15 protein-coding genes are annotated in these 11,582 nt (G+C 52.8%); all 15 read left to right on the plus strand.

Annotated elements, in window-relative coordinates:
- Positions 1 to 12: 12 nt before the first annotated feature.
- Positions 13 to 468, plus strand: a complete 456-nt coding sequence (locus tag AC2VLY_RS13265; RefSeq protein WP_486893386.1) for a hypothetical protein — start codon at positions 13 to 15, stop codon at positions 466 to 468.
- A 630-nt stretch (positions 469 to 1,098) separates the two neighbouring features.
- Entirely contained in the window at positions 1,099 to 2,214 is a 1,116-nt protein-coding gene (locus AC2VLY_RS13270; protein WP_486893387.1) for a relaxase domain-containing protein, read from the plus strand.
- A 79-nt stretch (positions 2,215 to 2,293) separates the two neighbouring features.
- The gene (locus AC2VLY_RS13275; protein ID WP_486893389.1) at positions 2,294 to 2,539 is read left to right on the plus strand and encodes a hypothetical protein; all 246 of its coding nucleotides are present in this window, start codon (positions 2,294 to 2,296) and stop codon (positions 2,537 to 2,539) included.
- Positions 2,540 to 2,638: 99 nt separating this feature from the next.
- Positions 2,639 to 3,115 (plus strand): DotD/TraH family lipoprotein, encoded by a 477-nt coding sequence (locus AC2VLY_RS13280; protein WP_486893390.1) that lies wholly within the window; start codon positions 2,639 to 2,641, stop codon positions 3,113 to 3,115.
- A 2-nt stretch (positions 3,116 to 3,117) separates the two neighbouring features.
- The gene (locus tag AC2VLY_RS13285; protein WP_486893392.1) at positions 3,118 to 3,438 is read left to right on the plus strand and encodes a hypothetical protein; all 321 of its coding nucleotides are present in this window, start codon (positions 3,118 to 3,120) and stop codon (positions 3,436 to 3,438) included.
- A gap of 18 nt (positions 3,439 to 3,456) precedes the next feature.
- The gene (locus tag AC2VLY_RS13290; RefSeq protein ID WP_486893393.1) at positions 3,457 to 4,206 is read left to right on the plus strand and encodes a type IV secretory system conjugative DNA transfer family protein; all 750 of its coding nucleotides are present in this window, start codon (positions 3,457 to 3,459) and stop codon (positions 4,204 to 4,206) included.
- On the plus strand, positions 4,203 to 4,862 hold the full coding sequence (locus tag AC2VLY_RS13295; protein WP_486893394.1) for a hypothetical protein: 660 nt from the start codon (positions 4,203 to 4,205) through the stop codon (positions 4,860 to 4,862). The genes AC2VLY_RS13290 and AC2VLY_RS13295 overlap by 4 nt, the downstream gene beginning before the upstream one ends.
- Positions 4,859 to 6,007: a type IV pilus twitching motility protein PilT gene (locus AC2VLY_RS13300; RefSeq protein WP_486893395.1), complete on the plus strand. Its 1,149-nt coding sequence runs from the start codon at positions 4,859 to 4,861 to the stop codon at positions 6,005 to 6,007. Before AC2VLY_RS13295 ends, AC2VLY_RS13300 begins: the two co-directional genes overlap by 4 nt.
- 18 nt (positions 6,008 to 6,025) lie before the next feature.
- On the plus strand, positions 6,026 to 6,286 hold the full coding sequence (gene icmT / locus AC2VLY_RS13305) for an IcmT/TraK family protein (RefSeq protein ID WP_486893396.1): 261 nt from the start codon (positions 6,026 to 6,028) through the stop codon (positions 6,284 to 6,286).
- Between the two features lie 2 nt (positions 6,287 to 6,288).
- Positions 6,289 to 7,170, plus strand: coding sequence for a hypothetical protein (locus tag AC2VLY_RS13310; RefSeq protein ID WP_486893397.1), 882 nt, complete (start codon positions 6,289 to 6,291; stop codon positions 7,168 to 7,170).
- A gap of 118 nt (positions 7,171 to 7,288) precedes the next feature.
- Positions 7,289 to 8,251 carry a ParM/StbA family protein gene (locus AC2VLY_RS13315; RefSeq protein WP_486893398.1) on the plus strand — a complete coding sequence of 321 codons (963 nt, stop codon included), beginning with the start codon at positions 7,289 to 7,291 and terminating at the stop codon, positions 8,249 to 8,251.
- 1 nt (position 8,252) lies between these two features.
- Entirely contained in the window at positions 8,253 to 8,888 is a 636-nt protein-coding gene (locus tag AC2VLY_RS13320) for a hypothetical protein (RefSeq protein ID WP_486893400.1), read from the plus strand.
- 11 nt (positions 8,889 to 8,899) lie between these two features.
- Positions 8,900 to 10,018 (plus strand): hypothetical protein, encoded by a 1,119-nt coding sequence (locus tag AC2VLY_RS13325; RefSeq protein WP_486893402.1) that lies wholly within the window; start codon positions 8,900 to 8,902, stop codon positions 10,016 to 10,018.
- Between the two features lie 74 nt (positions 10,019 to 10,092).
- The gene (locus AC2VLY_RS13330) at positions 10,093 to 10,746 is read left to right on the plus strand and encodes a thioredoxin domain-containing protein (RefSeq protein ID WP_486893403.1); all 654 of its coding nucleotides are present in this window, start codon (positions 10,093 to 10,095) and stop codon (positions 10,744 to 10,746) included.
- 37 nt (positions 10,747 to 10,783) lie between these two features.
- A partial coding sequence (locus AC2VLY_RS13335; protein ID WP_486893405.1) for a Fic family protein occupies positions 10,784 to 11,582 on the plus strand: 799 nt, incomplete at its 3' end.

Below are 11,582 nucleotides of genomic sequence, written 5' to 3' on the forward strand. Positions count from 1 at the left end.
AGGAGAACCGCTATGTCTCGTATCGCCCGCTTCATGCTGATTGCCAGCAGCCTCTGCCTCAGTCCGCTGGCCTTGGCCAATACCGTGCCCACAACCGCGCCACAGGCCGCAGCAAATGCCCATACCAGCACTACAGCACCCGTACCGGCACCCGACAGTCCGCAGGCCATTCAGGATCTCCATGACATGCTGATAAAAGCCTATCGCGCAGGGGAAGCCTCAGCCTCGCAAGGGGGGGTGCCACAAGTACCCGCGCAAGGACCTATGATGGCCCCAAACCCAGCATTACACGCAGTACCCGCTGTTCATCGCCCTATCCTCGCCGCGTGGGTAGAAGTGCTGCGCAATGCAATAGACACCCTCAGCAGCGCCGCATTTATTGCCGCATGGGGGTTTGCCCTGGGGATGGTTCTGATCGGTATAGCTGCACTGTTGCTGGCGGTGAACCTGAGACGCAAACCCCGGTAACCCGGATTCCCGCACAACACCACCGCCCGGCTCGTCCGGGTTTTTTACGCCCCAATCTGTCCATCTCAGTAGGTGCTATGGTGCGTATGCCAATCACCACCGACCTTTTTCCTGTGTTTACTGACCTTTTTATACTGGATGGAAAACCTTTTATTCACGCGGGGGAACCTTTTGTTTGCAGGGTAAAACCTTTTTATTGATGCGGTAAACCTATTTGTTATTGTGGATAACCTTTTTATTAACTTTGTGAACCGTTTTTCTTCTGATTTCAACCTTTCTAAAGCACGATTTTGACCTTTTTATAATGGGTTTCCAGACCTGAAATGATGCCCGAACAGGGGCTGGATTCAGCGCGTAAAAGACCCCTGTTTATGTGGTTTACCGTTTCTGCCACTTCTGCCGGTTTTCCCGCGTACTTCCTACTCTATGACTTTCTCGGGTATCTCCATTTCGGGGGGGGTTATGCGGCCCATTTGCGGGTATCTTCGGAGATCGTTTTTGGGGGTCGTCTGACCATGACCAGACCCGCATTGGAGCACTGCACATGGCGGTCCGTGTGTCTTGCTCAGACGATAATAAAAAGCAAAAGCCTTGACCGATGACATAAGCTCTCTATCACAGGAGAAAAAAATGCTAACGACCAACGTATGGGCTACATCCAGCAGTGCGGCGGAATATTATCTCAGCAGCGAGATGATAGATCAGGTTGGCCCGGCCATCTGGACCGGGAAAACCAAAAAGTTTTTGACAGACTGGCCCAATGAAGTAGATGGCGAAACCTTGATGCACCTTTTAGATGCACCTTTTGCCGGCAATCTGAGAGACTCTCGCAAGCCAGCCATTGATCTGGCATTCACAGCACCCAAACCGGTATCTATCCTTGCGGCTTTGGCTGAAGAAGAAAAAAGAGATGAGCTTATACGGGTACACCTCCATGCTGTGGGCAAGGCACTTGAGAAAATTGAGTCCGAATACGCGATGGCAAAACTGAGCATCGCCAAGGCCAATGAAATCATCAGGGCAACAGATGGTCGCACTCGCCCGATACGCATTAGCGGCAGCAAAGGCCGGGGAAAAGGGAAAAAAGAGGATGCGGACAACAAAAAAGATAACGAAAAGGAACAGGTTTATTTGCGGACCCATAACCTGATCGCTGCGCAGTTCACCCATTTTTGCTCACGTCCCGTGGATGGAGAGCCGGACCCCAATCTGCACACGCACTGCCTGGTCCCCAAAATTACCCAGCGGGGAGACGGTGAATGGGTCACGCTCTATCTGCCGCTCGATAGCAAATCGCTGAATGTGAACCGCCCCTACAATGACACGCTGCTGGATGGGCTGCGGAGAATGGGCGTGGATGCACAACCTTGCACTTCATACGGCATTGCCATTGCGGGCATTTCCGGTGAACTGGTAGATGCCTTTTCGCAACGGTCTAAAAAAATCAGTGCCACTTGTAACGCCTTAGAACCCAGTAATGATAATCCCCCGTCACCTACTGCAAGGCGCTTGGCCGCAATCATTTCACGCGAACCCAAGGGGACGGTGCCGTGGCAGGATCGCTTGGCGGGATGGCGTCGCAGGGCCATCGCCTGTGTTGCGCAGGAACCTATAGAAGCCTTGCAGAACCAGTTGAAGGATGAACAGATTCACAAAATATGGGATCAGCTATGGGAATCATGGGAAAAGAACAATGCACGGGAGCAGGAAAAAGTTCAGAAACAGGGTGTTTTCCCACAACGCTGAAAAAGTCTGACAGTTAGGTTTTTTGGTTATTTCGTGCCAATCTCTCGTTTTTGTCCAATGTTTCAGGAGAATCGACCCGATGAGTAGCTATGCCGAAAAGTTGATTTCAGTGCGGGGTAACATCGCACAGGATCTGGAAGAAATCTGCAGCGAAAGCGAATGCGATATAAATGTGGTACTTACCGACATGATAAACGCCATGGGCGGCAAGGATGGGGCCGTCATCAAGATATATCATGCCCATCATGCGGCCCAGGATGATGACGAAATACCAGAACCGCTGTTTCATCCTGAACAGGAAGTCCGGATGGATGACGAAGATTAACCCTTATTGACCGCAAAAATGCCGAAAGTCGTCAAAGCAAAAAGGTTCTTTTTGGTTATAAGCCAAACAAGAGACCAAAACTGGAAAAGGAAAGCCATTATGCGCTGCAGCAAAAACCGTTTGGCAGGAGTGATCGTTACGGCATCCGTTCTGACCGGATGTGCCCACGTCCCCCCGCCTAACCCCCCTGCTCCACCCGTGCGGCCCATACAAGGGGCGCTGGATCGCTCTGCACATCAGATTGCCCGCGCATGGACCGTGCTCGATGAAGAACGGGCGGCCGTACATCCGCCCATCGTGCAAACGCCGACCTTGTTGCCCCCCGAATTAACCAAAACCGTGGATTTCCCATGGAACGGTCCCTTGGTGCCCCTGGTACATAAGCTGGCCCTGATGTCCGGTTATCGGGTCCAGGTGCGGGGACCACAACCCACGTCCCCTATTGTCGTCACGTTGCATGGTGCGCATACCGTATTCAATGCCTTGCAGATCGTGGGCGACCAAGCCGGGAAACTGGCGGATATTCGTCTGAATGCCGCAGAAAAACGCATCGTGGTTGCATACGCAGGCGCTTGACCATGTTCCTGTTCGAGACGATGGACAATGCGCTGATGCCCAACCGCGAGGGCGAACTGATCAAATTGCGGGAACCGCCCTATGACACCATGAGCGGCATGGAACAATGGGCAAAACAGGTACAGGGCACTACAGGTATGATGAAAATTTCAGCATGGATTTTTATTCTGCTCGGTTTGCCGTTTGTTTTTATGGGGATTGGAATCGTGATGGTCTGGTTTGGTCTTTATAAGCTGCACGCGGTTAAGAGAGTGAGGCAGGAAACGATAGAAATACTGGCAATCCGCCGTCAGGAAATTCTGAACATGCGGCGGCAAGGCTGAATCATGGAGCACGATTAAATGTGGACTTTACCGGAGTTACAGAATCTGACCAAAACGGAACAGCTACAGGTGCAGCATCTGAAAAAGAACGAAACGCCACTAAACCTGCGCAAAAAAGCCATTGTGCAAACAGCGGAAAGTTTCGGTGCGCAGGGTGGCCTGGCGGCACGGTCGCGGGAGATCGACCAGACACTGGATGGCGTTGCTCCGCAGCTGGACCGGGTTTACAACTTTTCATCGCTGACTTTACCGGGGAATGTGTTGCCCCCTGTCATTGAGGGTGGCCGCCAGGCGCGCGTGGTGCATGCGGATGCCATGCGGACCAGCGTGCAGGATTACCGCATTGTGATTCCCGCACGCTTTGTCTCGGTTCTCCCGACCTGGCGCGATTATCTATATCTCTCTTATAAGGAGCCTCGTTTATCCACGATTCCCCCGGCTCTGCTTCCTCATAACCAAATGGAAGAAGTCTGGTGGAAAAAAGCGGCGGCATTGGGATGGCAGGCTGGTGAGCAGGAAGCCGATGCCCTGTTTCGCAACGGGCTGGCCAGACTGACCCGGGATGAAACCGGAATGATTCGGTATCGCCGTTTAATGCTGGCGGGTGAAGTGAAACCGCCGATGATTGAACGGGCCAATCTCGGGGTGGAACGGGATGAGCGCGTGCTGGACCGTCCGGCACGGATGCAGGTTGGCGTCACACTCCACCGAATCACCCTGCCCGCCGGTTTTGCACCGCCCAAAGACTGGCGGGTGTTGCCGCGATGATGCTGTTTTCTGAATCGGTCCTGACGCTTGATAACCTGAAACAGAGCACGCTTCTGGTTGGCGGGTTCACATCCGGAGGGATGGAAGCCTTGCAGGATTTGTTGCTTGAATCTGTGAAACAGGGGCAGCGCGTGCAGGTGTTTGACGGTGCAGATGATTGGGCACCAGAAATCTCACGAATAGGTACCCATCTGCATATCATGGAAAAGCCCTACCGACGCATTCCCGTCTATCCGGCAGACCAGATACAGGTGATGCGTTTCAGCAAAACCATGACCGAGTCAGAATCACAGGATCTATGGCAGGTTCTCGATCCGCAAACCGATGCACCGAGTGCCGATCTGTACGTTTTTTCACGCACGACAGACTGGTTGCATCGACATTGGGCACATCTTGATACCTGGTTGCAGGATTGGACAGAGAAGACCCGGATTATCGTTTATGCCGATGGGCACCGGGACCATTTTCAGGGGCTGGTTTCCTCCTTTCAGGAGTTGCTTCTGTTTCCCCATGATCCTAGCCCGTTACTGGCCAGCATGATGGATGCCATGGGGTTCAGCACGCAGGAGTGGGACCAGTTGGCTTCCGGACAGTTTGTGCGTCTCACCGATCCCTTCAATATCCCGACACAGGACATGCAGGAGACGCGGGTATGACGAATTTGCGCGGCATGGATGCTTTTGATGCCAGAATGCGGATTTATAGCGAAAACGAGGCCGCACACTGGCTGGAGATGGTATTCAAAGCCTGGCCGGATTTCTCGGATCTGGACCTGCAGTCGGAGATGGAACCGGTTGTCATGGTTCATGGAAAACGCATCGTCTTGCCGCGCACCATGGACCACAATGAGGTCGTACAGGTCGTCGAAACGATTTATCCGAATGGCTGGGCGTTTTTGCAACGCGAACAGGGCGGCGCTAATACCGCCTATTCTCTGCAGATAAGGGATCATGAAGCACTGGGCTTACCCCCACGGGTGCGGCTCCGGTTTAATGCTGTCTTGTGTCGTGACCCCATCAATCCATCGGCCAAGTCTGCAGGTATCCAGATCACGCTACGCGCCATCAGCGAAGATCCTCCGGACTGGCGCAAGCTGGATATACCGGAGGAAGTCATGGATAACTTCTTCTTTCCGGATGGCATCGTCCTGGTGACGGGTCCTACGGGTAGCGGAAAAAGCACCCTGATGGCGGCGATGTTCGGCAAGGCGCTGGAAGATCCGCGATTCGACAATCACAAGATTATCACGGCGGAGGCGCCCATAGAGTTTGTTTTCCGGCATCCGCGTGTCAGTCAATCGGAAGTTCCTCGGCACATACTGACCTTTGATCGGGCTATTGAGGAAGCCATGCGGCGCAGGCCCAACGTTATCATGGTCGGGGAGTTGCGTGATCGCGCAACGATTATCGCAGGATTGACCGCATCCATGACCGGTCATTATGTTCTGGGTACTCTGCATTCCATGGGCGTCGCCAACTCCATAGGGCGTATGGTCAAGAATTTCCCGCGCGATGAAGCGGAGTCGCTGGCGAATGATCTCTGTGATTCCCTGAGAATGGTGGTTTCGCAAAGGTTGCTGGACACTCCAGACGGCAAATTGCAGGCGGTGCGCGAATGGATGGTCTTCACGGAAGAAATGCGTTTACAGCTGCTCAAAACCCCGTTCGACAGGCTGACACCGACCATTGCCGAGATGGTGAAAAAGCACGGTCATCCGTTTGCTGTGGATGCCCGCGCCTGGCATGCCAAGGGGCGGATTACCGATCATGCCCTGCAGTGGTTGTTAAGCAGCTACGGTTAATAAGGAGAAGCATCTATCATGGCTCGTGTAAATACGGTTGCGGGAGAAGTCAACGCCTGGCGGTATCGGTCAAAGACGCCACAGTTCTTTTTTATCGACGGCCAGGCCTTCTGGCCGATTCTGGTTTTTCTGTTCCATCCTGAGTTGGATACCTTTATTTTTGTGGTGGTCAGCATGCTCATCCTGCATTTTGCTGCACGTCGCGGGTACGGTCTGCCGCAACTGTTGGGTCGGTTGCGGGTTCTTTTTGCATCGCCTTATCGTTATCGTGAGGACTGAGTATGGCTCCCCGTAAAAAAACCGGGTCAAACGCCCCAAAGACGCCCAGCACCGTCCTGAATAAACTGGATATGGCCCCCACACTGGCTCATCCCAATGAAACGGTGGTCCAGCATAACGGGGATCATTCCAGTGAGATGCTGGTGACCACAGATGAGCAAGCGGTCAGGCTGGAATTGAAGATACTTAAACAGGATTGGCCCGCCCTTTGTTCTGTCCTGCGATCTTCCGGCAGCTTAAAACCACTGGATTTGCTGTATCTGGCTTTAAATATTGTGGGAGATGAATCGCTGTTTTTTTCCAACAGTGAATTATTGCTCATAGACCATGCCGCTAAATTTGGAAGTTTGGATGCGATCAAACGAAGATCTGCAGCCCTTCTTGCTGAAGGTGAAAACCTCGGACGATTTGTAGAATCTCAAGACCCTGAACAGCCCTTGTCTGTAACACATGTAGCAACAGAACCTGCGCCTGAAACCGACGCGGACCATCATGGTGCGCCGTTGTCACCTACTGGGCAACCGCCACAAGACGATCGCCCGAAACCTGTCACCGGGACGCCCGCTACTGCAGCTCAGTCCGCCACGGGAAAAGCTACGAAAATGTCGGACGCGGAAAGGCTGGAGATCAATAAGAGGCTATTGCGGGAAGCCGCAGCAAAACATGCAGATTTATTGGTTAATCCCATCGGAAAAACGCCGCCCGCAGAGAGGCATAAGTCGCAGGATGATCTCCCTAAACCTGTCACCGAGACACCGGCCGCTGCAAATCAATCCGAGATAGAAAAAGAAACGGCAGCGGCGGAAGCAGAAAGACGGCGGATACAGAAAATCATGAAACAGAATGAAAATATGTTTCCTAAACCACTCGCGAGAGAACCGTGATTTTTTTGACCCATGAACCTCTGGATACTTCCTGGTTCTGGGATGTTGTTCACTGTCATACGAATCGGGCGTTGACGGTGAACCTTTTACTCCCTTCCCGAGTTGGAGAATTGGCTTTATGGCACTAAAAATTGCAGTAGACGATGGTTACGGTAACGTCAAGGTAGCCATTCGACACGAGAATGGAAAAATCACCAAGCACATCATTCCGACGCATTTCATTCCGGGTGCCCATGCGGGAAACATGAATCCGCAGGATGGCAGCTTTGACACCATGGTCATGCGCTCAGGCGGGGACCTGTTCACGGTCGGTGATGCCAATCGGCATGGCCCGACCGAGTTTGAAAACTTCGCGCTGCATGATGCCAATCGCGCGATAGTGCGTTTCGCCATCCATCAGGCGGGTGTGCCGGATGACGCGGAGTATGATTTGGCCGTGGGCTTGCCAATAGCCCGATATTACGCGGGTGGTGCTCAGAACAATGAAGCGATTGATGCAAAACAGAAGCATCATTTGGAGCCCGTTTACCGGGTATCAGAAGCCGATACGCTGCTTTCGGCCCCAAGCCATGCGCAATGTTTCCCCCAGTCTGTTTTGGTGGCCATGTTTGCCAGCAGTGAAGATGTGGAGAACTTCGCGGTCGTGGATATTGGTCACAGAACCACCGATGTAACCGTTGTGGCTAATGGTCAAGTCGCGTTTGCCCGTTGCGGCGGTTTAATGGATCAAGGGGTCTCCTACGCCCAGAAGAACTATCGTCGGGCCATCGAAGCCAGGTTCAAGATGAACTTTGAGGCCAGCGTCGAAAAATCATTCCGCAGCAAACAGTTGCGGATTAGCGGAACCCGCTATGACATGACGGAAGAATGGAATGCCGCCGTTTCCAGTTCTGGTGAGGCAATTCGCCAGGCGGTTGAGGAAATTTTCCGTCCGGTCATTGATCTGGATGAGATTCTGTTGATTGGCGGCGGTGCCTATGTGTATCCCGATGTTTTGGCCAAAAGCTGGCCGCAGATCAAACAGCACGACGATCCCATATTCGCCAATGTGTTGGCCTGGCTGAACGCCATGGGGGACTGATATGGGTGCGGATTCCCGGAATGATGATCCCGCTGATCTGGAAAGCCACGCCAGCATAAAGGATGAGGTAGTCAACCAGCATCAGCACCTGATTATGGATCTCGAAGAAGCCACACGATATGCGGACAAATCCACGCAGGCCATCGTGTCGGGGTTTCGTGATCTGTTACTGCTCCGCGCGGATAAGCAGGCCAAGTCATTGGGGAAAGCCTATGGTGATGCGTATGCGCGTTTGCAGGAAAAGCTTAAGGAATCCGCTGACGCTGTAGATGCAAAATTCAAGCTGTTTGTAGAGGAAACTCTCGTGAAGCTGGATGATTCACGAAAAAAAATGGAACACGATACAAACAACGTGGTGAGCGAGATCACCAAACTGACGACTGAAGTCACAAAACGATCCGCCGAACTGAAAACCGCCACGGACAACTGGGAGGACCAGCACAAACGGGCCTTTCAGGGGCTGGAAAAGTTCCAGAAAGAATACCGGGAGATGATCAACCAATTAGATGCGGCCAGTAAGCGCATGGAAAAAATCGTGGATAGTTCAAAGATCACCTCCGTTCCCACCATTCTGGCTATTTTTGTGGGCAGTCTTCTGGGGTCAGGCCTGGCTTATTTCTTGTTAATTCGGCACTAAAGAGGTGGAACATGGCAGAATTGTCGTCGGGAGAGCGCGCCGGTAAGTTTCGGGAAGACGCGACTAACTTTCGGAAAAAACTGGAACAGGCCAGGCAAGAAACCCGGGTGGATGACTGGGCCGCAGAGCGCATGATCTACACCATGGATTATCTGGATACGACCTTGCAGGGGTTTTTTGCCTTTCAGGATGTTTTGTGGGATCGGTTTGGGGATAACGGCGATGCGCTGGCCCATGAGGTCGGAGACATACTGGATAAACGGCTGCAATATGTGCAGCAGGAAAACCGAAAACATCTGGATGCGTCTATCGGGAAGCTGGATAGCTGGATAGACGAAAAAAAAGGACTGAGTGATGAAATCCAGAATGTCCTGAAAGGCCTGCCCGAATTATGGGCAAAAACTCAAATGTCCGATGAACTGCAAAAGGTTCTGCCGGATGTGCTGGAACATCTGAAAAAAACCCTCAAAGATCATCCCGAGAATCTGGACACCCTGTTGCCGCTTTGGAGTGGCTTCCTGAATGATGCGTTTCAGGCATGGTTTCCGGATGCCAGTAAAACCATACTGGCTGATCTTGAAAAAGATGAGCGTTTTAAGGAATCCGTCAGCGTTTCCTGGAAGAATGCCGCACAGAAGGCTCTGGAGCAGGCAGAATTGGGCAAACAATGGCCAGAAGTCATCCAGGCAGCTTTCAGCCCGGATAAAAAAAGCGGTCAAGCCCTTATCAAGCATCTGCAGGAATCTGTGAAAACCGCCCTAAATGACGCCATGCCGGAAGTGGTCAAAAACATCGGCGCGGATACTCTGGAGCAGCAGATCGGAAAGCAGCTTGAAAGCGCATTACACAGTGCTTTTGAGCGGTCTGGGCAGGATGCTTTGGAAACGGCCCTGAAACCTGCAGTGAACGCTGCCATCAATGCCTACTTTCTGCAACATCCGTTGAATCTGGCGCCGCTGACACAATCGGTGGATGCCTTGTCTCGCAAGCTGACCAACATGAGCGCGGACAACGAATCCAAACAGGAAGCCATGAATGCGTCCATTGAATCCATCCGGGAAAAACAGGAATCCCAAGACCTTGGAATCCAAAAAATATTTGAATTCCTAAATAAAGCTGGATTTGTTTAAGCAAGGCGGCTGGCCGGTTCCGCAGAATCTGGTTTAGTGCTATATGTGGCCTTATATTCATCAGGAGATCATTCGTGCTCATCAAAAAAAGTCTTATGGTAGCCGCTTTGTTCGGTGCCGCTCTGGGCATGACCGCCGTAACCGCGTCAGCCGATGACAGACCTATACCTGTCAGCGTGATCGCCGGGAGCAGCAGTTATGCGTTGAATCCCAATTCCTGGGGTGTGGTAACGCAGGCCCCAGACAGTTTTGTTCTTGGTTCACCCAAAGCCCCTCAGATGGTGGCCTTCCTGGACCCGAACTGCAGTGTCTGTCACCGGTTCTACGAAGAACTCCAGCCGTTGCTCAAAGCCGGTAAAGTCTCGGTGCGCGTCCTCATGGTTGGTCTCATCAAGCCCAGCAGTCCCGGCAAGGCCGCACACATTGTATTGCCCCTGGTAGATCCTTCCATACACCAGACACCGCAGCACTTGTTGGCCATCAGTGAGGGTGGATTCAAAAAAGGCGCTGCAGGCGGCCATATATCCCCGGTAAGCAATCCGATGGCTTTAGCGGTAGTGGAAGACCACAACGCCGTTCTCGAACATCTCACGGCCCTCTATGCAGGGTTTCCAAGAGGCCGTATTGAAACGCCGGTCATTGTGGTTACGGACCATGGGGTGCATCGCGTGATTTTTGGGGCACCGCCAGCGGGTGCCGGTAAGTTGATCGCAGCACTGGATGGATGACGAGAGCCGAGATGACCGTTTATGACATGAGGCTGTGATGGCCGGAAAACCCTTTTACGCGGACCTGGACGCCAGTATCCGCACCCTTCTACTCGCTCAGATTCGCAACCTGTGGACCCATACCTCCACAGCCATCGAGGGGAATAGCCTGACGCTCGGTGACACCGCTTTTATTCTTGAGGAAGGCCTTACGGTGGCCGGGAAGCCATTGCGGGACCATCAGGAAGTCATCGGTCATGCCAAGGCTATTGAGATCATCTACGCCCTGATGGCCAAGGACCAGATACAAGACAAAGACCTTTTTGCCTTGCACCGTGCGGTACTGACGGATGCAGTCGTGGACATCTTCAAACCCGCAGGGGCCTGGAAGAATGAACCCAATTTTACGACCTATATTGGCGAGGATGGCCGTCAGCGGTATCGGGAATTTCCGGCCCCCAGAAGCATCCCCATCTTGATGGGACAGTGGTTGCGGATGCTCAATGCGGCCTTGCAGGGCGATTTTACGGATACGGAAGCCGTACAGGTCTATGCCGATCTGCACCTGATCCTGGTGACCATCCATCCATTTTTTGATGGTAATGGGCGCGTGGCCAGACTGATCTCCAATGTGCCGGTTTTGCACGCCGGTTTCCCGCCTATCGTGGTGCCCACAGAGGCCCGACAGGCGTACAAGCGGATAGTTTCGGATTATCAGACCACCATTCCCGACTTGAACGAGCTAAAAGACCTAGGCACTCTCCCGGATAATGTCGAGCGACAACATTTCAGGGAAATGTGCCAGAGTTATTGGGAGCCCACACAGACGCTTTTGCGACAGGCGCAAACGATGCAGC

The organism is Acidithiobacillus sp. TH-A36 (assembly GCF_057473445.1).

Coding starts and splice junctions, on each gene's coding strand:
- AC2VLY_RS13265 (WP_486893386.1), top strand. CDS start 13: ATGTCTCGTATCGCCCGCTTCATGCTGATTGCCAGCAGCCTCTGCCTC.
- AC2VLY_RS13270 (WP_486893387.1), top strand. CDS start 1,099: ATGCTAACGACCAACGTATGGGCTACATCCAGCAGTGCGGCGGAATAT.
- AC2VLY_RS13275 (WP_486893389.1), top strand. CDS start 2,294: ATGAGTAGCTATGCCGAAAAGTTGATTTCAGTGCGGGGTAACATCGCA.
- AC2VLY_RS13280 (WP_486893390.1), top strand. CDS start 2,639: ATGCGCTGCAGCAAAAACCGTTTGGCAGGAGTGATCGTTACGGCATCC.
- AC2VLY_RS13285 (WP_486893392.1), top strand. CDS start 3,118: ATGTTCCTGTTCGAGACGATGGACAATGCGCTGATGCCCAACCGCGAG.
- AC2VLY_RS13290 (WP_486893393.1), top strand. CDS start 3,457: ATGTGGACTTTACCGGAGTTACAGAATCTGACCAAAACGGAACAGCTA.
- AC2VLY_RS13295 (WP_486893394.1), top strand. CDS start 4,203: ATGATGCTGTTTTCTGAATCGGTCCTGACGCTTGATAACCTGAAACAG.
- AC2VLY_RS13300 (WP_486893395.1), top strand. CDS start 4,859: ATGACGAATTTGCGCGGCATGGATGCTTTTGATGCCAGAATGCGGATT.
- icmT (WP_486893396.1), top strand. CDS start 6,026: ATGGCTCGTGTAAATACGGTTGCGGGAGAAGTCAACGCCTGGCGGTAT.
- AC2VLY_RS13310 (WP_486893397.1), top strand. CDS start 6,289: ATGGCTCCCCGTAAAAAAACCGGGTCAAACGCCCCAAAGACGCCCAGC.
- AC2VLY_RS13315 (WP_486893398.1), top strand. CDS start 7,289: ATGGCACTAAAAATTGCAGTAGACGATGGTTACGGTAACGTCAAGGTA.
- AC2VLY_RS13320 (WP_486893400.1), top strand. CDS start 8,253: ATGGGTGCGGATTCCCGGAATGATGATCCCGCTGATCTGGAAAGCCAC.
- AC2VLY_RS13325 (WP_486893402.1), top strand. CDS start 8,900: ATGGCAGAATTGTCGTCGGGAGAGCGCGCCGGTAAGTTTCGGGAAGAC.